Source organism: Jongsikchunia kroppenstedtii DSM 45133 (assembly GCF_000380485.1).
GTDB classification, from domain to species: domain Bacteria; phylum Actinomycetota; class Actinomycetes; order Mycobacteriales; family Mycobacteriaceae; genus Jongsikchunia; species Jongsikchunia kroppenstedtii.
Genome location: NZ_AQYG01000051.1, coordinates 84,626 through 102,506, shown reverse-complemented (window position 1 = coordinate 102,506; position 17,881 = coordinate 84,626). Strand labels below are relative to the sequence as shown.

General features: G+C 65.1%; 20 protein-coding genes and 1 pseudogene. 9 read left to right on the top strand and 12 right to left on the bottom strand.

Annotated elements, in window-relative coordinates; genetic code table 11:
• Positions 1-20: 20 nt before the first annotated feature.
• On the bottom strand, positions 21-488 hold the full coding sequence (locus G341_RS0118455) for an SRPBCC family protein (protein ID WP_018180652.1): 468 nt from the start codon (positions 486-488) through the stop codon (positions 21-23).
• A 103-nt stretch (positions 489-591) separates the two neighbouring features.
• Between G341_RS0118455 and G341_RS0118450 the strand changes: the two genes are divergently transcribed.
• Positions 592-1,350, top strand: coding sequence for a GntR family transcriptional regulator (locus tag G341_RS0118450; RefSeq protein WP_081622627.1), 759 nt, complete (start codon positions 592-594; stop codon positions 1,348-1,350).
• Positions 1,351-1,407: 57 nt separating this feature from the next.
• Here the strand turns inward: G341_RS0118450 and G341_RS0118445 are convergent, their stop codons facing one another.
• The 3 genes from G341_RS0118445 to G341_RS0118435 are packed head-to-tail and all read right to left on the bottom strand — an operon-like array spanning position 1,408 to position 4,384.
• A complete protein-coding gene (locus G341_RS0118445) occupies positions 1,408-2,280 on the bottom strand; it encodes a VOC family protein (protein WP_018180650.1) in 873 nt (290 codons plus the stop codon).
• Positions 2,277-3,443, bottom strand: coding sequence for an oxidoreductase (locus G341_RS0118440; protein WP_018180649.1), 1,167 nt, complete (start codon positions 3,441-3,443; stop codon positions 2,277-2,279). The genes G341_RS0118445 and G341_RS0118440 overlap by 4 nt, the downstream gene beginning before the upstream one ends.
• The gene (locus tag G341_RS0118435; protein ID WP_222836612.1) at positions 3,440-4,384 is read right to left on the bottom strand and encodes a fumarylacetoacetate hydrolase family protein; all 945 of its coding nucleotides are present in this window, start codon (positions 4,382-4,384) and stop codon (positions 3,440-3,442) included. Before G341_RS0118435 ends, G341_RS0118440 begins: the two co-directional genes overlap by 4 nt.
• A 138-nt stretch (positions 4,385-4,522) precedes the next feature.
• Between G341_RS0118435 and G341_RS0118430 the strand changes: the two genes are divergently transcribed.
• From G341_RS0118430 to G341_RS0118400, 7 genes and pseudogenes are all read left to right on the top strand, one after another.
• Positions 4,523-5,329, top strand: coding sequence for a 2-keto-4-pentenoate hydratase (locus tag G341_RS0118430; RefSeq protein WP_018180647.1), 807 nt, complete (start codon positions 4,523-4,525; stop codon positions 5,327-5,329).
• On the top strand, positions 5,319-6,107 hold the full coding sequence (locus G341_RS0118425) for a 2-keto-4-pentenoate hydratase (RefSeq protein ID WP_018180646.1): 789 nt from the start codon (positions 5,319-5,321) through the stop codon (positions 6,105-6,107). Before G341_RS0118430 ends, G341_RS0118425 begins: the two co-directional genes overlap by 11 nt.
• A gap of 54 nt (positions 6,108-6,161) precedes the next feature.
• Entirely contained in the window at positions 6,162-6,359 is a 198-nt protein-coding gene (locus G341_RS0118420) for a tautomerase family protein (protein ID WP_018180645.1), read from the top strand.
• Positions 6,356-7,810: an aldehyde dehydrogenase gene (locus G341_RS0118415; RefSeq protein ID WP_026303866.1), complete on the top strand. Its 1,455-nt coding sequence runs from the start codon at positions 6,356-6,358 to the stop codon at positions 7,808-7,810. Before G341_RS0118420 ends, G341_RS0118415 begins: the two co-directional genes overlap by 4 nt.
• A 33-nt stretch (positions 7,811-7,843) precedes the next feature.
• Entirely contained in the window at positions 7,844-8,602 is a 759-nt protein-coding gene (locus tag G341_RS0118410; RefSeq protein ID WP_018180643.1) for an SDR family NAD(P)-dependent oxidoreductase, read from the top strand.
• Positions 8,603-8,632: 30 nt separating this feature from the next.
• Positions 8,633-8,731: pseudogene (locus G341_RS23880) on the top strand (acetaldehyde dehydrogenase (acetylating)); the annotation flags it as partial.
• A gap of 58 nt (positions 8,732-8,789) precedes the next feature.
• Positions 8,790-9,683: an LLM class flavin-dependent oxidoreductase gene (locus tag G341_RS0118400; protein WP_018180641.1), complete on the top strand. Its 894-nt coding sequence runs from the start codon at positions 8,790-8,792 to the stop codon at positions 9,681-9,683.
• Positions 9,684-9,736: 53 nt separating this feature from the next.
• On the opposite strand, the gene G341_RS0118395 is transcribed toward G341_RS0118400, so the two are convergent.
• The 8 genes from G341_RS0118395 to G341_RS0118360 form a co-directional block, all read right to left on the bottom strand.
• Entirely contained in the window at positions 9,737-10,072 is a 336-nt protein-coding gene (locus G341_RS0118395; RefSeq protein ID WP_018180640.1) for a hypothetical protein, read from the bottom strand.
• A complete protein-coding gene (locus G341_RS0118390; RefSeq protein ID WP_018180639.1) occupies positions 10,059-11,003 on the bottom strand; it encodes a patatin-like phospholipase family protein in 945 nt (314 codons plus the stop codon). The genes G341_RS0118395 and G341_RS0118390 overlap by 14 nt, the downstream gene beginning before the upstream one ends.
• 6 nt (positions 11,004-11,009) lie before the next feature.
• Entirely contained in the window at positions 11,010-12,800 is a 1,791-nt protein-coding gene (locus tag G341_RS0118385; RefSeq protein WP_018180638.1) for an acetyl/propionyl/methylcrotonyl-CoA carboxylase subunit alpha, read from the bottom strand.
• Positions 12,801-12,986: 186 nt separating this feature from the next.
• Positions 12,987-13,430 carry a SufE family protein gene (locus tag G341_RS0118380; protein WP_018180637.1) on the bottom strand — a complete coding sequence of 148 codons (444 nt, stop codon included), beginning with the start codon at positions 13,428-13,430 and terminating at the stop codon, positions 12,987-12,989.
• Positions 13,427-14,329 carry a sulfurtransferase gene (locus G341_RS0118375; protein WP_018180636.1) on the bottom strand — a complete coding sequence of 301 codons (903 nt, stop codon included), beginning with the start codon at positions 14,327-14,329 and terminating at the stop codon, positions 13,427-13,429. The genes G341_RS0118380 and G341_RS0118375 overlap by 4 nt, the downstream gene beginning before the upstream one ends.
• A 49-nt stretch (positions 14,330-14,378) precedes the next feature.
• A complete protein-coding gene (locus G341_RS0118370) occupies positions 14,379-14,993 on the bottom strand; it encodes a Maf family protein (RefSeq protein WP_018180635.1) in 615 nt (204 codons plus the stop codon).
• A gap of 26 nt (positions 14,994-15,019) precedes the next feature.
• A complete protein-coding gene (locus G341_RS0118365) occupies positions 15,020-15,280 on the bottom strand; it encodes an acyl-CoA carboxylase subunit epsilon (protein WP_018180634.1) in 261 nt (86 codons plus the stop codon).
• A gap of 17 nt (positions 15,281-15,297) precedes the next feature.
• Positions 15,298-16,935, bottom strand: a complete 1,638-nt coding sequence (locus tag G341_RS0118360) for an acyl-CoA carboxylase subunit beta (protein WP_026303865.1) — start codon at positions 16,933-16,935, stop codon at positions 15,298-15,300.
• 82 nt (positions 16,936-17,017) lie between these two features.
• Here G341_RS0118360 and G341_RS0118355 point away from each other — a divergent pair, with 82 nt between their 5' ends.
• The gene (locus G341_RS0118355) at positions 17,018-17,806 is read left to right on the top strand and encodes a biotin--[acetyl-CoA-carboxylase] ligase (protein WP_018180632.1); all 789 of its coding nucleotides are present in this window, start codon (positions 17,018-17,020) and stop codon (positions 17,804-17,806) included.
• Positions 17,807-17,881 lie beyond the last annotated feature (75 nt).

The following is a 17,881-nucleotide window of genomic DNA, read 5'->3' as shown; positions in this document are numbered from 1 at the left end:
TGGCGACGGGGTCAATCCGGTCAGGCGGACTGGGTTGCCTCCTCGACGACTTTGCGGATCGCCGCGAGGGTGGCGGTCACGGCGCCGAGGTAATCGGTGGTCATGCGAGCAGCGAAGTCGGCCTCCTCCTGCGAACCGCCGGTCACCCCGTGGATGACGAGGGCGAAGCTGAAGCGCAACTGCATGCTGTCGTCGTCGCCGACAATCTCGTTGGCGATGGTGCCGAGCACCGAGCCGGACATCCTGGTGAACACGACGCGGTGCGGTTCCTCCAAGGTGATCCGCTCGGTGAACGGCTCGCCCCGGATGGCGATGTCGCGGTCGAAGACTGTGCCGCTATGACGTTGCGTGACTGTGCAGTCGCTCATCGCCGGCACGAACGGCAGCGCGTTGTTCGCCTTGCGTACCAGGCCATCCCAGACGTCGTTGCGGTTGAGATGAACGGCGCCGGCTGCGTTTACGGGGATGGCGTGGCTGACGAAGATCATGTGGCTTTCCTCACTTGTCGGGTCCCCTGTAACTGTATGCACTTTTTGGTCGACGTCAAGAGCCTGTATGCAGTTTCAGGTCGGAATGAGGCACAATGTGCCGATGGGAGAACGAACGCTGCGGGTACCCGGGCTCGAACGCTTAGATATTCCTGAGGCGCGCCAGTCGATCGCACCAATCCACGCCTATCTTCGGGAGTGCATCCTCGATGGCACGCTGCCCCCGGGTACGAAGCTGTCTCAGGTGGGTCTGGGCGAGCAGCTCGGTGTGAGCCGCACTCCGGTGCGTGAAGTGCTGCGCATGCTGCAAGAGGAAGGTCTCGTCGACTTCGAGCCGAACCAGCGAATGCGGGTGTCGGGATTCGACCCGAAGGTGCTCGATTCGATCTATGGATCGCGAATCATATTGGAATGCCTGGCGGTTTCGATGACCGCGGATGTGTTCACGGCAGCCGATGCCCGCCGAGCGAAGGCGCGTTTGACCGAGATGCGTCGTGCAGCCAAACGCCATGACACTGTCGCGTGGTTTGTGGCCCACGCGGAATTCCACCGGATACTCGGCCACGCTGTAGGGGAGCCCGTCGAGGGACAGCTGCGCTCGCTGGCGGACCGGAGCACCCGATACATTCGCATCGCGCAGGAATTCGACCCTCGGGCGTGGGCGGCCGCCGGGGATGCCGAACATTTGGCGATCCTCGATGCCGTTGCGGCGCATGATGATGAAGGTGCAGTCGCGCTCATGGCGCACCACCTCGAGCGAACCGCTCTACAGGTGCTCTCCGATTGCGCATCAGACTACGACCCGCACTGCGTACGCAAGGCGCTCGCTGTTGTGCACGCGTCGCCCGAACGTGTTGGGTAGACGGCCGGATCGAGAGCCTACCGAGGGCCTTGGTCGTCGATCAAGAATCGGGCGACGTCAGAGTTGTCTCTGACGAGTAGTCGGAGTGATCGGACCGCGCCACATATCGATTGAGGAAGGCAGCGCAGGGTCGAAAACGCGTGGAACCCATGCATTGTCGTCGGTGATCATCCGGGTGCCGACCGCGTACTCGTAGGTGAGGTTCTCCGGTCCGCGGAAATAGACGAATGCCGAGCCCGACGTTGGATGGCGCCCGGGCCCTTGGATGATCTCTACGTCATTGTCGACCAGGAAGTGCCAATTGCGGAACAGATCATCGTAGGAGGCCACCTGAAAGTTTATGTGGCACAGCGCTGGGCCCTCCCCGTGGAAGATCGCGAGCTTGTGGTGCATCGGGTCGACACGCAGCAAGCACGCCATTTCGCCCACCCAGTCCGAGACCTTCGCACTGAACACTGTCGTCCAGAATCGCCCAGCCTCGACGACGTCGGGTGCGTCGAGACACGAGTGTCCATACTCGGTGATGCCCGCGTTGCGGCCGGGCGCCAGCAGCTCCGCGGTGACGTGCTGGCCCGAAACCAGCTCCACTCGGTTGCCCCACGGGTCGTTGAAGCCGATAAAGGCCCCTACACCGCGAGAGGCTGCGCCGGCCGCGTCTCCACGTGTGACACTGATCCCTCGTTTCTCCAATTGTGTTTCGGCATCGGCGAGTTCATCGTGCCCACCGACGCGCAGACCGGTTGCGATGACTCCTGACGGGCCTTGGACAAACGTCAGGCAGCGACTGCGTTCGTCGGCGCGAAAGTGCGCAACGCCCGGCTCGTCGGTGGGCACCGGGGTAAGACCCACGATCTTCGTGGCGAAGTCGACGGCTCCGTCGAGATCGGAGACTCCCGATCGTACGTAAGCGATGTCGGTCAACGTGATCATCGCAGCGCCCCCTGACTGAAGCCGAGGTATCCGCGTTCTCGTGCATCGGCGGGCCAGTGGCTGCACTGTGCGCCCGATAGTTGAGTCTGCAAGCACAGTGGCGGATGGCATGGGCAGCCACGGATTTCGTCCGTGCGTCGAGTCCTGAGTTTCTCAGGCCAGTCGGGATCGACGAACACTGCGCGGGCCAGCGCGATACCGTCCGCGGTCCCGTGCGCCAGGGTTTCCGCGGCGAGCGTCGGATCCGATAGTCCGCCGTTGGCGATCACCGGCACCGAAGACGCCGCGTGCAGAGCTGATGTGTCCGTCAACGAGTAGCCCGGTCGGCCGAGCAAGCCTTCGTTGGCGGGTAGTCGCAGTGTCTCGAATGTGGAGGGGATTGCGAACAAGAAGTCCGCGCCGTCGTCCTCGAGCAGTGGAACCAATCGAACGGCGTCATCAATGATCCATCCGCCTTCGACGAGCTCGTCGGACATCAGATGTACACCGACGGCGAAGCCTTCGGTAGTGGCCGCCCGTACCGCTCGAACGACTTCCCGAACAAGCCTGGTACGCCCGTCGAAGTCGCCGCCATAGCCGTCGGTGCGGTTGTTGTGGCGAGGCGACAGGAATCCGGACAGCAGAAAGCCTTGTGCGGCATGAATATCGACGCCATCGAAGCCGGCGGCCTCACACATCCGCGCGGCGTTCTCGAACTCGGAGACGACCTGGCCGATCTCATCGGCAGTGATCTCTTGCGGAGTCACAGTGCGGCCCGGCAGCAGTTCGAAGGGAATTGCAGACGGTGCGAGCCGACGTCGACTCTCGTATTCCTCCCACGGGCCGCCATAGCGACCAGCGTGGACGAGTTGCACCATAGCCAACGCCCCGTGCTCGTGAACGGCGACCGCCAGCCGCGTAAGGCCGTCCATGTGTTCCGGTTCGGTGACAATTGGCTGAAGCGGCATTTGCCGACCACCGAGGCTCACTGCGAAGTTCTCCGTTATGACGGTGCCGACGCCCCCGGCCGCACGTCGCGCGTAATGCTCGATCTGTTTGTCTGAGACCATTCCCGCGGGTGTTCCATAGCCGACGGACATCGGAGCCATCAGCAGCTTGTTGCGTGCGGTCACGCCACCGAGCGCGAGCGGTGTGAACAGGGGGTCCGCCGTACCGGTACTCATGCCAACACCGCTGATCTGACCGAAATCCCGTTCACCAGCGCGCCGACGCCTGCGATCTCGACTCGAATGGAGTCGCCGTCGGCGAGAAAGCGTTCCTTGCCTGCGCCGACGCCCGCAGGGGTCCCGGTGGCAATGACGTCTCCAGGTTGGAGCGTCATCCGCTCGCTGGCCGCACTGACCAGCTGAGCGACATTGAAGATCATATCGGCGGTGGTGCCGTCCTGCTCAAGGATATCGTTGCGCCACAGGCGAATCGATAGTTTCTGTGGGTCGTCGATGAACCATGCCGGCCGCAACCCCGGGCCGATCGGAGTGAAGCCGTCCTCGCCTTTGGATGAAAGCCAGTCGAATGCGAATGGCGGCGCGAGCGGGTCGGGTCGCCGATGTCGGCCGCGGGATGAGATGTCGTTGACCACCGTATAGCCGGCGACAAGGTCCAGTGCGCGGCCCGGAGGTACGTTGCGCGCCGGCACGCCGATGATGACACCGAGTTCGGCTTCCCAGTCGACCTTGGCGGCAGGATCGGCAGGGATCGTCACCTGGTCGCCTGGTCCGCTGATCGACGTGCTCGGCAGCAGGAAGAAGAATGGTTCCATCGTGGGCGGCACTTCGGCGATTCCCATCTCACGAAGATGATCTCGATAATTCGCGCCGGCGCAGATCAGTTTTCCCGGCTGCGGCAGGGGCGCGACAACCCGTTCGGGGTTCACCTGCGAGCCGGCCGTGGGGTCCGCACGCCGCAGCGACGGCTCGAGTACCTCCCATTGCGCGACCATTTGTCCGACGTGTGAAAACGGTGCCACCTCCGCTGCCGTCCAGTACGTTCCGTCATCCATTGCGAAGGCGACAAACGAGTCCGCCGAGCCCTTCGGCGCGTCGGTGTCGGATGAGCATGTCACCAAGCTCCACATGAGCGTTCCTTGTCGTTCGAGGTCGGTCACCAATGCCGCTTCACTTCTTGATATGCAGCCGGTTTCCCAATAGTGCATACAGTTTTTGGGCTTGTCAACGCTTGACTTCGCCCGTCAAACTGTACACACTTTGGAGACGAACATGCGGCGCACGAGGTGAGGAGTCACATGGCCACGCAGACCATCGTCGAATGTGCGTCGGCGATCGCTGATGCACATCGCACTGGGCGCCCTATCGCGCCGATCTCGGTGCGGCACCCCGATCTCACGGTCGATGACGCCTACCAGATCCAGCTGACGCAGGTGCGCGGCTGGGAATCCGACGGTGCAACCGTCAAGGGGTACAAAGTCGGGTTGAGCTCGGCAGCGACGCAACGGCAACTCGGCGTTTCGCAGCCCGACTTCGGGCACCTCACCGACACGATGTTCTTTCTCGACGCCGCAGAGATCGCCGCGGATCGATTCATAGACCCGCGAGTCGAACCAGAGATCGCGTTCATCCTGGGTCGTGATCTACGTGGTCCGGGGGTCACCGCGGCTGACGCGATGAATGCGATCGCGTGGGTGACGCCAGCGCTGGAGATCATCGACTCCCGGATCCGTGACTGGGAGATCGGCATCGTCGACACTGTCGCAGACAACGCGTCGTCGGGTGGTGTCGTCTTGGGATCACGCCGCACGGCCGCAGTGGCCATCGACATGCGTTGTATCGGAGGAATTCTGAGCATCGGCGGCGTCGTCGTCGATACCGGTGCCACCGGTGCGGTGCTGGGTTCACCGATCAATGCTCTCGTGTGGCTGGCCAACGTCATGGGCGAGCGGGGTGTCACCCTCCGGGCAGGTGGGGTGATCCTGCCGGGCTCCATTTCTGCCGCGCATCCCGTTGTTCCCGGCGATGTCGCAACTGTGACGTTTGACGGGCTGGGTTCTGCCACTGCGCGATTCGGTCGTCAGGGGCTGCCCGATGACCAGTAGGAATTGGACGATCGAACGAACGGCGCGGGAACTTGCCGCCGCAGAAAGAAGTCGGACCGACCGCGGACCGATCACCGATGAATGGCCCGATCTCGATATTGCGTCGGCGTACCGAGTCCAAGATCTCGTGGTCAATCGCCGCGTTGCAGCCGGCGAGAGCATCGTCGGGATCAAGCTCGGTTTGACCTCGCACGCGAAACAGCAGCGCATGGGCGTGGATTCGCCGCTGACCGGGTGGCTGACCGACGGCATGGTGATGCCGTATGGCGTTCCGCTGAACGTCGGGGATCTCATTCATCCGCGCATCGAACCCGAGATCGTCTTCGTCCTCGGTAAACGCCTCGAGGGGCCAGGTATCACGGCGGCTCGCGCGATGAGCGCGGTCGCTGCCGTGCATGGTGGCGTCGAGATCATCGACAGCCGCTATCGAGACTTCCGCTTCACACTCACCGATGTCATTGCTGACAACGCCTCGTCGGCGCGATTCGTAGTGGGCCCGGTTGCGGCAAACCCCCAACACCTCGATCTGTCGCTGCAGGGCTGCCTGGTCGAGGTCGACGGAGAGGTCGTCGATTCGGCGACCGGCGCTGCGGTGCAAGGACATCCAGCCGAGGCGCTGGCATTGGCCGCGAACGATCTCGGTCGGCGGGGGATCGCTCTCGAGCCCGGATGGCTGATCCTGACCGGCGGAATGACTGACGCGGTGACGGCTGTCCCCGGACATCACATTGCTGCGCGGTTCGCCGATCTGGGAACCGTCACTGTTGCGTGTCGTTGACTCGGCGCGGCCTACTCATCTACTGCAACCGGGTATCAATCGAAAGGACCGACAATGCCTCTGGTAGAGATCACCCTCGCGCAGAAGCGCACACCGGAAGAGATCCGCAGTCTATTGAGACAGGTTCACGAGGCGGTCAAGAGTGCGCTCTCGGTTCCAGACGAGAAGATCAGGGTGGTGATACGCGAAGTTCCCTCCACACACTGGTCGTCTGGTGGCGTCACAATTGCCGAACGTGAGGCCCAGCAGTGAAACTCGAGTGGTTCGGCCACGTGATCGACGGCAAAGAAGTCCCATCGGCGTCGGGTGAGACTTTCACCTCTATCGATCCGTATACACAGCAGGCGTGGGCCGAGATCCCCCGGGGAGACGCGGAGGACGTACGACGTGCAGTGTTGTCGGCCCGGACGGCCTTTGATGAGGGGCGTTGGCCGCGTATGGGTTTCGCCGAGCGTGGGCGGCTGATTCACCGTTTTGCCGATCTCATCGAGGCCCATGCGACCGAGTTGGCGATGGCCGATACGCGAGACATGGGCAAGCCGATCAGCCAGTCGCGTGACAATGATGTGCCCCGCACCGCGATGAACTTCAGGTTCTTTGCCGATCATGCTCGATTGTCGACAGGTGAGACACTGCCGATGGATACCGGGCATCACGCGTTCACACGATTCGATCCGGCCGGCGTCGTAGCGGCGGTAGCGCCGTGGAACTTTCCGATGATGCTCGAGTCGTGGAAGGTGGCTCCGGCATTGGCGTGGGGCAACACCGTCGTTCTCAAGCCTGCGGAGGACACCCCGACGTCGGCGACAATCATGGCGCGCTTGGCGATCGAAGCCGGGATTCCGCCCGGGGTCTTCAACGTGGTGCACGGCTTTGGCCCCAATGCGGCCGGACAGGCGTTGACTGAACACCCCGATGTAGATCGGATCACGTTCACCGGAGAGTCGGGGACTGGACGGGTGATCGCTGCAGCGGGCGCGCGCAACCTTGTTCCGGTCAGTCTGGAGCTCGGTGGCAAGGGCGCGAATATCGTATTCGACGATGCCGAGCTGGATAACGCCGTCAGCTGGTCCATTCGGGCAATCTTCACCAACACTGGACAGGTCTGTGTTGCGGGCTCGCGGCTATATGTCCATCGCGCGATCTACGACGAGTTCATGCGGCGGTTTGTCGAGCAGGCAACGGCCATGGTTATCGGAGACCCAAAAGACGACAAGACCCAGATCGGACCGCTGGCCTCCATGGAGCACTTCGGCAAGGTGTCGCAATACGTCGCGGAGGTCGAGCCGGATGGCGGGCATGTGGAGACGGGGGGCGTTCTCGATGGATGGCGTGTGGCGCCAACCGTGGTCACCGGACTCGGTCAGAATTCCCGGCACGCTCGGGATGAGATTTTCGGGCCGGTGGTGGTAGCGATTCCCTTCGACACCGAGGACGAGGCCGTGGAGCTCGCCAATGACAGCCGCTATGGACTCAATGCAATGCTGTTCACCGAGAACCTCTCACGCGCACATCGTGTTTCGAGTCGACTCAACGCGGGCAGCGTGTGGGTCAACTGCTTCTTCATCCGGGATTTGCGCGCACCGTTCGGCGGTTCGGGTGACTCTGGTATCGGACGCGAAGGAGGCAACTTCAGCCGCGAGTTCTTCACTGAGCCCAAAGCCGTTGTCATGCAGATAGATCAACAACAACCATCACACTAAGACGCTGTCTCGCACTACAAAAAGGAATCGCAGATGACTCTAGAGAGCCGTACCATCATCGTCACCGGAGCCGCCAGCGGCATCGGCGAGGCTACCGCGGTGCACCTGGCCCAGGCCGGAGCCCGCATCGCGGTCGTCGACGTCAGCCCAGACGGCAAACGAGTCGCCGAATCGATAACGGCCGATGGTGGGGACGCCGAGTATTTTCACACCGATGTCGCCGACGCGTCGTCCGTGGAGAAGATGGTGTCGGCGGTGGTTACCCGGTTCGGACGCTTGGATGGGGCATTCAACAACGCCGGCGTAGAGCAGGCCAATCTTTCTCTGCACGAACTTGACCCGGCACAGTGGGATCGCGCAATCGGAGTCGATCTCACCGGTGTGTTCCACTGCCTCAAGTACGAGATCGCTGCGATGCTGGAGACCGGTGGTGGATCCATCGTCAACACCGCCTCGTCGTTGGGCAAGGTCGCGATACCGAACGCCAGTGAATACATCGCGGCCAAACACGGCGTCATCGGCCTGACGCTTGCAGCGGCAACCGACTATGGCACCAAGGGGATCAGAGTCAACTCTGTTATGCCCGGCATCACGAATACGACCATGGTCAAACGGTTGACCGACGATCCGCAGTTTTCCGCGTTCTTCGACAAGATTCGCGAGCACCATGTGATCGGCCGTTTTGCAGAACCATCCGAGATTGCCGCTGCTGTCGAGTGGCTTCTGTCCGATAAGGCTTCATTCGTCACCGGGACAGCACTGGCTGTCGACGGCGGATTCCTCGCCGTGTGAGGTATGCACCAGGTTGGAGCGGTCGAATGTGTTCGTGCCGAGCACGCGCTGAAGTACGAGACCGCCGGTACCACCGCCATCGACCTCACTCCGGCCGCGGTCGGCCCGGTCGTCGTTCCGCCGGCCAACGCGAACGCAGGAGTGTGAACCTCATCCTTGCGGCCGATCACACACCATAGGAGTCAGCATGGATTATGGAAACCCCTTGCAGTTCGGTGTATTCGTCACTCCGACGAGCGCGGTTCCGCAACAGTCCGTCGAGATAGCCAAGACTGCGGAGCGGGCGGGATTCGATCTCGTCACCTTCCAAGATCACCCCTATCAACCGGCGTTCCTCGATGCCTGGACTCTCATGTCATATGTAGCTGCGGAGACCGATCGAGTCCATATCGCAGGTAATGTGCTGAATCTGCCGCTGCGGCCCCCAGCGGTGCTTGCTCGGGCCGCGGCGAGTCTCGACCTTCTTTCCGGCGGACGGGTGGAGTTGGCTCTCGGCGCTGGCGCGTTCGCCGACGGGATAGCCGCCATGGGCGGGCCTCGCCGTACGCCCGGGCAAGCGCGGCGCGCGCTTGAGGAGGCGATCGCGATAATTCGCGAGATCTGGCACACCGACGCACGAGGTGGGGTCCACGTGAAGGGCAGTGAGTACGTCGTTGATGGGGCAAAACGGGGGCCACGTCCGGCCCACGACATTGGTATCTGGATCGGTGCGTATGGGCCCCGCATGCTCGATCTCGTAGGCAGATCATGCGATGGCTGGGTCCCGTCGCTTTCATACCTGCCGAACGGAATCAAGGATCTGGCGGGCCTGAACGCCCGAATCGATGATGCGGCGCAGACGAGCGGGCGGCAACCGTCCGCGATCCGTAGATTCCTCAACCTGGGTGGCAGCTTCGGAGGCGCGGATGAGGGGTTTTCGTCTGGATCGACCGACGCCTGGGCGGCCCACCTGGCCCGGCTCACACTTGAGGATGGGATCAGCGGCTTCATTTTTGCGACCGACGACGAGCAGCAAATCGAGCACATCGGGCGAGAGCTGATTCCGGCGACTCGCGCACTGGTCGACGCCGAGCGAAGCTAGCGCGCTCAGGCACATCAGAGTTCCGGACATGGCACAGCGTGCCACGAGTTCTCTCAGGTGGACCCCAGCGTGATGCCCAGGGCACCTTCGGCGAAGCGGCGGACCACGGGCAGCGATTCGGCGAGCGCCTCCTCGTGCCCGGACCGAGCCCGGCCGATCAGCTCTCCGGACGGCGTCACCACGATCTCGGCGATCAGCTCGCCCGTGGTGGGAATGCATACGGCCCAGGTGTAGCGGGTCTCGTCGGCCCAACCCTGTTGTGCGGCAATCACATAGTCCGCCGGTTCGGTCACGCCGAGGTCGGCCAGCGCCGGCCGATCGGTCACCCGGCCGTCATCCCGCAGCGCCCGCAGGTACCAGGCGCCGGCATTGATCTCAACGGGTTCCAACGCCTACCTCCTGCTCCAGCGCGGCCTGCGCGACCTGCCGGCCGATCGCCATCGCACGCGTCATCAGATCGCTGTCCCGTGAGGACCCCGGCACGGTCGGCGCATCCAGGGGCGGGCGGATCTCCAGTACGTGATCGCCGAGCTCGGCGATGGCGGCTTCTTCCAGTGCCTGCTGCTTGCCGCGATCGCGCCAGGCGCGCCACGCGCCGGGAACGGCGAGTCGGATGTACGCGTCGCCGACGACGCTGCGCACCACGGGCGCCGACTCGCTGCGCTCATCGAGGCGCCGAGTACGCAGCACGACCGCATGGGTAGCGCCCTGTTCCACAGCGGATCGGATCGGTACCGACTCGGTGAGCCCGCCGTCCAGGAATCGTGAATCACCCAGCGCCACCGGTGATCCCGCGACCATCGGCAGGCAGCAGGTGGCGGCCAGGGCCTGTTTGAGGCCGGCGACATCGTCGAACAGCGGCCGCAGGTCGGTCGGCTCGCTGGTGATCGCATCGGTGGCGATCGGGTGGAACTCGATGGGGGAGTTCAGGATCGCGTCGAAGTCCATCGGCGCGATGCGGCTGTAGATCTCATGCACCAGGTACTCGAGGTCGAAGGGTGGCCGCCCGCGCAGGATGCCGGCCAGGTTGACCGTGCGATTCAGATTCGCCTGATCGACCCAGGCTGCCATGCCGAAATTGACGCGCTCCGACAGCATCCAGGCGCCGCACAATGCACCCGCGGACGTGCCGTAGACCGCGTCGAACGCGCCGGTCAGCCCGGCATCCGACAGAGCCTGCAGCATCCCGCCGCCGAAGACACCGCGGCTGCCGCCGCCCTCGATGATGAGGGCGAGACGGCAGCCGTCGGCGAATATTCGATTGTTGTCGGTCTCCAGGTGATCCCGGCGCGCGGCGAGGACTTCAGCGACCGTCGGCATATGCCGTTACTTGATCTCCAGCAGCACGGTGCCCTGGGTGACCGCGGCGCCCGCCTCGATCGACAGGCCGGTGATCACACCGTCCTTGTGCGCGTTGACCGGGTTCTCCATCTTCATGGCTTCGAGCACGACGACCAGATCGCCGGCGGCGACAGCCTGGCCCTCCTCGACGGCCACCTTGACCACGGTGCCCTGCATCGGCGCGGCCACGGCATCACCGGAGGCGGCGCCGGCGCCGCCCTTGGTACGGGTGCGGGCCTTCGGCTTGCGCTTGATGGCGCCGTTGCTTGCGCCACCACCACCGCCGCCGAGGGCGAGATCGCCCGGCAGGGACACGTCCAGACGGCGACCGTCGACCTCGACCGTGATCGTTTGCCGCGGGACCGAATCGTCCTCGATCGCCTCGCCGCCGGTGTACGGCGGAATGGTGTTCTCCCATTCGGTCTCGATCCATTTGGTGTAGACGTCGAACTTCTCGCCGTCACCGATGAATGCGGGGTGGTCGACGATCGCGCGATCGAACGGAAGGACCGTGGCGAGGCCGGTGATGTGGTACTCGGCCAGCGCGCGCCGGGCCCGCTCGAGCGCCTGCGTGCGGTTCTCGCCGACGACGATCAGCTTGGCGAGCATCGAGTCGAACTGCCCGCCGATGACATCTCCGGCGACCACGCCGGAGTCGACGCGCACGCCCGGACCGGTCGGCTCGCGGTACTCGACGATCGGGCCGGGGGCCGGCAGGAAGTTGCGGCCGGCGTCTTCGCCGTTGATCCGGAACTCGATGGCGTGGCCGCGCGGGGTCGGGTCTTCCTTGATCTCCAGGGGCAGGCCGTTGGCGATGTTGAACTGCTGGCGGACCAGGTCGATCCCGGCGGTCTCCTCGGTGACCGGGTGCTCGACCTGCAGGCGGGTGTTGACCTCGAGGAACGAGACGGTGTCGCCCTGCACCAGGAACTCGACGGTGCCGGCGCCGTAGTAGCCGGCCTCCTTGCAGATGGCCTTCGACGACTCGTGGATCCGACGACGCTGGTCGTCGGTCAGGAACGGCGCCGGGGCCTCCTCGACGAGCTTCTGGAAGCGACGCTGCAACGAGCAGTCGCGGGTACCGGCGACGACGACGTTGCCGTGCTGGTCGGCGATGACCTGAGCCTCGACGTGGCGGGCCTTGTCGAGGTACTGCTCGACGAAGCACTCGCCGCGGCCGAAGGCGGCGATCGCCTCACGGGTGGCGGAGTCGAACAGCTCCGGGATCTCCTCGATGGTGTGCGCGACCTTCATACCGCGGCCACCGCCGCCGAAGGCGGCCTTGATGGCGACCGGCACGCCGTACTTCTTGGCGAACTCGACGACCTCGGTGGCGTCCTTGACGGGGTCCTTGGTGCCGGCGGCCATCGGAGCGTTGGCGCGCTCGGCGATGTGGCGAGCGGTGACCTTGTCGCCGAGGTCGCGGATCGACTGCGGGCTCGGCCCGATCCAGATCAGCCCGGCATCGAGGACGGCCTGGGCGAAGTCGGCGTTCTCCGACAGGAAGCCGTAGCCCGGGTGGATCGCGTCGGCCCCGGCCTTCTTGGCGGCGTCGAGGATCTTGTCGAAGACCAGGTACGACTCGGCGGCCGTGGTGCCGCCCAGGGCGAAGGCCTCATCCGCCAACTTCACGAATTGCGCGTTGGCGTCCGGCTCGGCATAGACGGCCACACTGGCCAGTCCGGCGTCTTTGGCAGCTCGAATGACGCGCACGGCGATCTCACCGCGGTTGGCGATGAGAACCTTCGTGATTTGCGCGTTGGCGTGTGTCGGCATGCTTCTCCTGTTTTCCACCGGGCCACGGGGCATCCACCTGTGGCTGACCAGTCTGGCTCCCGCTGGGTGTGCGGGCGGACACAAAGGAGTTTAAGCATCCCGCCTGCGCCCCAAACCTGTGACCCGGTTACTCGTCGGTAAGGTCAAATGCCCACTGTTATGGGCAATTGTTCAGTTGCCGGATCTCTACCCGGCGGATGTATTCAATTGTCTGGTGATTTGTCCTTTGATGCGGGCGAGCATCGCGGACATGCCGCGCAGCCGCAGCGGGCTCACCGCCGAGTCGAGGCCCAACGAGTGATAGAAGTCGTCGGGCACTGCGATGATCGCAGCGGCCGGCAGCCGATTGAGTCCCTGCTCCAGGATTGCCGCGAACCCGCGCGTGGTCGGCGCCTCCGGCGGTGCGCTGAAGTACAGCTGCACCGCTTCGGGATTCGCGGCGTCGACCGACAGGAACAACGGCGACTGGCATTCCGGCACCGGTTCCATCGCCTCGGTCTGCAGGTCCTCGGGCAGCTCCGGCAGTTCCGCCGAGAACTCCAGCAGCAGCTGAATGCGTTCGGAATCGTTCAGCGCGCCGAAATCGTCGACGATCTCGGCGAGTGCCGGCGGGAGCGTGGGCGCAGTCATGCCGAGGCGGAGCTCGGGACGACGCCCGGCTCGTCTCCCATCACGATCGGTGCGCGCACGGTGTTGCCCCACTCGGTCCACGAGCCGTCGTAGTTGCGGACGTTCTCGAAGCCCAGCAGGTGCGTGAGCACGAACCAGGTATGCGACGAGCGCTCGCCGATCCGGCAGTAGGCGATGGTCGGCTGCTTCGGATCGAGGCCGCCGTACACCTCCTCCAGCTCCGGGCGGCTCTTGAACCGGGAGTCCGGTGCCGCTGCCTTGGCCCAGGGGATCGACCGCGCCGTCGGGATGTGCCCGCCGCGCAGCGTGCCCTCCTGCGGGTAGTCCGGCATGTGGGTGCGTTCGCCGGTGTACTCCTGCGGCGAGCGCACGTCGATCAGCGGCTCGGTGCCCAGCGTCGAGCGGACCTGGTCGGCGAACGCACGGATCTTGGTGTCGTCGCGCTCGACCACGGGGTAATCGGACTCGGGGTATTCGGGCACCTCGAAGGTGATTTCGCGACCCTCGGCGAGCCACAGGTCGCGGCCGCCATCCAGCAGGCGGACGTCCTCATGGCCGAACAGGGTGAAGACCCAGAGCGCGTAGGCCGCCCACCAATTGGACTTGTCGCCGTAGATCACCACGGTGTCGTCGCGGCGGATTCCCTTGGCGCGCATCAGTTCTGCGAACTTCTCGCCGTCGATGTAGTCGCGCGTGACCGGGTCGTTGAGATGCAGATGCCAGTCGATCTTCTGCGCCGTCGGGATGTGGCCGATGTCGTAGAGCAGCACGTCTTCGTCGGACTCGACGATCTTGAGTCCGTCGACGCCCTGGTGGGAGCTGAGCCAATCGGCGCTGACCAAGCGCTCCGGGTGGACGTAGTCGGCGAAGGCGGGGTTGGGGTCGTTCTCGACGGTCACGGAGGTTCCCTTTGGTTTGTATTGCGGGCTTATGTGCGGCCGGATCGAATCATCCCGCCTGGTTCGAGCCTAGCCAGAGATCGACGACCCGCACGTCGAGGCGTGCCAGGAGCTGCCGGATCAACGGCAGGCTGATACCGATGACGGACGACGGATCGCCGTCGATTCCGTCGATCAGCCAGCCGCCGAGGCCGTCGAGGGTGAAGGCCCCGGCGACTTCGAGGGGTTCGCCGGTAGCGACATAGGCGTCGATCGTCGCGTCATCGATGTCGGCGAACCGGATGGTGGTGGCGGCGGTGGCCACGACCGTGGCGGTCTCGGTGAGCACGCAGTGTCCGGTGATCAATTCGGCTGTGCCGCCGCGAAGTTCGCGCCACTGGGCTGCCGCCCGGTCGGGCGTGTGCGGCTTGCCGGTCAGGGTGCCATGATGCAGCAGCATGGAATCGCAGCCGACGATGATCGCGGCAGCTCCGACATCGGCGAAGCGCGATCGCACATCGCGGGCCTTGGCCTCGGCGAGCGTGGTGACCACGCTCGCCGGGTTCGCCGACGGGCCGAGGCGGTCGATGATCGCGTCCTCGTCGACCGCCGACACGCGGACCATGGGATTGATGCCCGCCCCGCGCAGCACCCGCAGACGCGCGGGGGATGCGGAGGCGAGCACGAACTGTCGAGCAGTCCCGGCGGGGCTCAGTAGTCGAACCGCAGGTTGTAGAACATGTTCGGCGACAGGCCGGTTGAAGGACGCAGCTTGTCGATCGGGTTGCCCCAGAGGTTGCGCGGGCCCTTTTCGGGCGCGCCCTCGTCGCCGCCGGCACCGCCGGCCGTGCTCAGCACGGCGGTCAGCGCCGCTATTTCATGCGGCGTCGGGTTGCCCTTGACCACCCTGAGCAAGGGGGCCTTGGCGGGCTGTTCAGCCGCGTCCGATGCGGTGTCGATGTCGTCGCTCAACTGATTCTCGCTCCCGATCAGAGGGGGATGTTGCCGTGCTTCTTGGGCGGCATGTTGACGAGCTTGCGCTCGAGCAGCTTGAGCGCCGTGGCGATCTGACCGCGGGTGTGCGACGGAGGGATGACCGCGTCGACATAGCCGCGCTCGGCGGCGACGTACGGGTTGACGAGGGTGTCCTCGTACTCCTCCTGCAACTGCAGGCGCAGCGCGTCGACGTCCTCGCCCTTGGCCGCGGCTTCCTTGAGCTGGCTGCGGTAGACGAAGCCGACGGCACCGGAGGCGCCCATGACGGCGATCTGCGCGGTCGGCCAGGCCAGGTTCACGTCGGCGCCCATATGCTTGGAGCCCATCACGTCGTACGCGCCGCCGTAGGCCTTGCGGGTGATGACGGTGATCTTGCCGACCGTGGCCTCGCCGTAGGCGTACAGCAGCTTGGCGCCGCGGCGGATGATGCCGTTGTACTCCTGCTCGGTGCCCGGCAGGAAGCCCGGAACGTCGACCAGGGTGACGATCGGGACGTTGAAGGCGTCGCAGGTGCGGACGAACCGCGCGGCCTTCTCCGAGGCGTTGATGTCCAGGCAGCCGGCGAACTGGGTCGGCTGGTTGGCGATGATGCCGACGCTGCGGCCGTCGACCCGGCCGAAGCCGACCAGCACGTTGGTCGCGTAGCCGGCCTGCACCTCGAGGAACTCGTCGTCGTCGAGGATGCGGCGAATGACCTCGTGCATGTCGTACGGCTGGTTCGGCGAATCCGGGATCAGGGTGTCGAGCTCGAGATCCTCGGCGGTCAGCGACTCCTCGATGGAACCGACGATCGGGTCGCTGGGCTCGTGCCGCGGCGGCTCGGCGCGGTTGTTCGACGGCAGGAAGCTCAGCAGCTCCTTGACGTACTCCAGCGCGTCTTCCTCGTCGTGGGCGACGTAGTGCGCGGTACCCGACTTGGCCATGTGGGTGTGGGCGCCGCCCAGCTCCTCCATGGTCACTTCCTCGCCGGTGACGGTCTTGATGACGTCCGGGCCCGTGATGAACATTTGACTGGTCTTGTCGACCATCACCACGAAGTCGGTGAGGGCGGGGGAGTACACGTGGCCGCCGGCCGCGGCGCCCATGATGAGTGAGATCTGCGGGATCACGCCCGAGGCACGGACGTTGCGACCGAAGATCTCGCCGTACAGACCGAGGCTGACCACGCCTTCCTGGATGCGGGCGCCGGCGCCGTCGTTGATGCCGATCAACGGGCGGCCGGTCTTCACCGCGAGGTCCATGACCTTGACGATCTTCTCGCCGTAGACCTCGCCGAGGCTGCCGCCGAAGACGGTGGCGTCCTGGCTGAATACGCACACCTCGCGGCCCTCGATGGTGCCGTAGCCGGTGACCACGCCGTCGCCAAGCGGGCGCTTGTCGGCGAGTCCGAAGTTGGTGCTGCGATGGCGGGCCAGCGCGTCCAGCTCGACGAACGAGCCCTCGTCGAGCAGATGCGTGATCCGCTCGCGGGCAGTCAACTTGCCCTTCGCGTGGGTCTTCTCGACGGCAGCCTCGCCGACCGGGTGCTTGGCCTCCTCCAGCCGGTTGCGCAGGTCTTGCAACTTGCCGGCTGTGGTGTGGATATTCGGGGCCGAGGTGTCCGCCCCGGCGTTGTCAGCAGCTGTGGTCATGCGCTCGATGTTATCGAGTGCGTCGGCGATCACATATCAGGGTCCAAAGATGAGGGATTTCTCATGTTTTAGGCTGGGCGTCATGACCAATGCGCAGCGGGCTCCCATCGACGGCGGCCGGCTTTCGGCCGACCTCAGCGGATCGCGCTGGCGATCCATCGAGGTGGTCGCCGAGACCGGATCGACCAACAAAGACCTGGTGGCGGCAGCCGAGCCGGATCGGGTGCTGATCGCCGAATCGCAGACGGACGGCCGGGGGCGGCTGGGGCGCCACTGGGAGACGCCGGCCGGTACCCAGATCGCGGTCTCGGTGAGCGTGTCCGTGCCGCCCACACGGACGGCCGACCTGGGTTGGGTGCCGCTGGCCGCCGGACTCGCGGTGCACGACACCGTCTCCGAGGTCTCCGGCGGGGTGGCGACCGCGCAACTGAAATGGCCGAACGACGTACTGATCCAGGACCGCAAGCTGGCCGGCATCCTTGCCGAGCTCGCGCTGTCGACGTCGCCGGTGGCGGTGGTGGGGGTCGGGCTGAACGTGGCGTTCGAGGAGTCCGAGCTGCCGGTGCCGACGGCGACGTCGCTGCTGCTGGCGGCCGGCGTGGGCGACCGGCAGGCGGTGGCCCCGGTGCTGCTGCGGAACCTGGATCGCTGGCTGACGGCCTGGGAGGGCGACCTGCCGGTGGTCATCGAGGCATACCGGCGGCGCTGCGACACGGTCGGTCGCCGGGTCCGGGTGGAGCTGCCGGGCGCGGCGGAACTGCTCGGCACGGCCGTCACGGTGGACGAGCAGGGACGGGTTGTCGTGCGGGACGACGCCGGCGTCGAGCACGCGGTGGCCGCGGGGGACGTCACGCATCTGCGGACCGTCTAGTTCCTGACCGGCGATCAGGTGGGCAGCTGGCAAGGTTGGCGGAGGTCCGGCTATAGCGCGGTTCTATGCGGGCCT

What these genes read in the sequence shown, in the direction of transcription:
- G341_RS0118455 (WP_018180652.1), bottom strand. Translation starts at nt 488, where the DNA reads ATGATCTTCGTCAGCCACGCCATCCCCGTAAACGCAGCCGGCGCCGTT.
- G341_RS0118450 (WP_081622627.1), top strand. Translation starts at nt 592, where the DNA reads ATGGGAGAACGAACGCTGCGGGTACCCGGGCTCGAACGCTTAGATATT.
- G341_RS0118445 (WP_018180650.1), bottom strand. Translation starts at nt 2,280, where the DNA reads ATGATCACGTTGACCGACATCGCTTACGTACGATCGGGAGTCTCCGAT.
- G341_RS0118440 (WP_018180649.1), bottom strand. Translation starts at nt 3,443, where the DNA reads ATGAGTACCGGTACGGCGGACCCCCTGTTCACACCGCTCGCGCTCGGT.
- G341_RS0118430 (WP_018180647.1), top strand. Translation starts at nt 4,523, where the DNA reads ATGGCCACGCAGACCATCGTCGAATGTGCGTCGGCGATCGCTGATGCA.
- G341_RS0118425 (WP_018180646.1), top strand. Translation starts at nt 5,319, where the DNA reads ATGACCAGTAGGAATTGGACGATCGAACGAACGGCGCGGGAACTTGCC.
- G341_RS0118420 (WP_018180645.1), top strand. Translation starts at nt 6,162, where the DNA reads ATGCCTCTGGTAGAGATCACCCTCGCGCAGAAGCGCACACCGGAAGAG.
- G341_RS0118410 (WP_018180643.1), top strand. Translation starts at nt 7,844, where the DNA reads ATGACTCTAGAGAGCCGTACCATCATCGTCACCGGAGCCGCCAGCGGC.
- G341_RS0118400 (WP_018180641.1), top strand. Translation starts at nt 8,790, where the DNA reads ATGGATTATGGAAACCCCTTGCAGTTCGGTGTATTCGTCACTCCGACG.
- G341_RS0118390 (WP_018180639.1), bottom strand. Translation starts at nt 11,003, where the DNA reads ATGCCGACGGTCGCTGAAGTCCTCGCCGCGCGCCGGGATCACCTGGAG.
- G341_RS0118385 (WP_018180638.1), bottom strand. Translation starts at nt 12,800, where the DNA reads ATGCCGACACACGCCAACGCGCAAATCACGAAGGTTCTCATCGCCAAC.
- G341_RS0118380 (WP_018180637.1), bottom strand. Translation starts at nt 13,430, where the DNA reads ATGACTGCGCCCACGCTCCCGCCGGCACTCGCCGAGATCGTCGACGAT.
- G341_RS0118360 (WP_026303865.1), bottom strand. Translation starts at nt 16,935, where the DNA reads ATGACCACAGCTGCTGACAACGCCGGGGCGGACACCTCGGCCCCGAAT.
- G341_RS0118355 (WP_018180632.1), top strand. Translation starts at nt 17,018, where the DNA reads ATGACCAATGCGCAGCGGGCTCCCATCGACGGCGGCCGGCTTTCGGCC.